The following is a 299-nucleotide window of genomic DNA, read 5'->3' on the forward strand; positions in this document are numbered from 1 at the left end:
CAACCGCAATTTTAGCCATTTGAGGACGTTTCTTAGCGTCACGGTCACCACCACAACCAACGATACAATAGGTATCATGTTGTGCAAAATCATTTAACGTCTCTAACACATTCAATAAGCCATCAGGTGTATGCGCGTAATCAACAATCACGCTAACGCCAGTATCAGAAGGAACTAGTTGAAAACGTCCCTTGACTCCTTTGACCCTACTTAATGAATCCACAATTTCATTTAAATCAGCACCAGCTGCATAAGCTGCACCGACTGCCGCTAAAGTATTATACACATTAAATTCACCA

Annotated in this window: 1 protein-coding gene; it reads right to left on the minus strand. The window is 41.5% G+C overall.

Annotated elements, in window-relative coordinates; genetic code table 11:
- A partial coding sequence (locus ACFILA_RS09840) for a glutamate ligase domain-containing protein (RefSeq protein ID WP_375661160.1) occupies positions 1–299 on the minus strand: 299 nt, incomplete at both ends.

Source organism: Bartonella sp. CL71SXKL (assembly GCF_042194935.1).
GTDB lineage: Bacteria > Pseudomonadota > Alphaproteobacteria > Rhizobiales > Rhizobiaceae > Bartonella.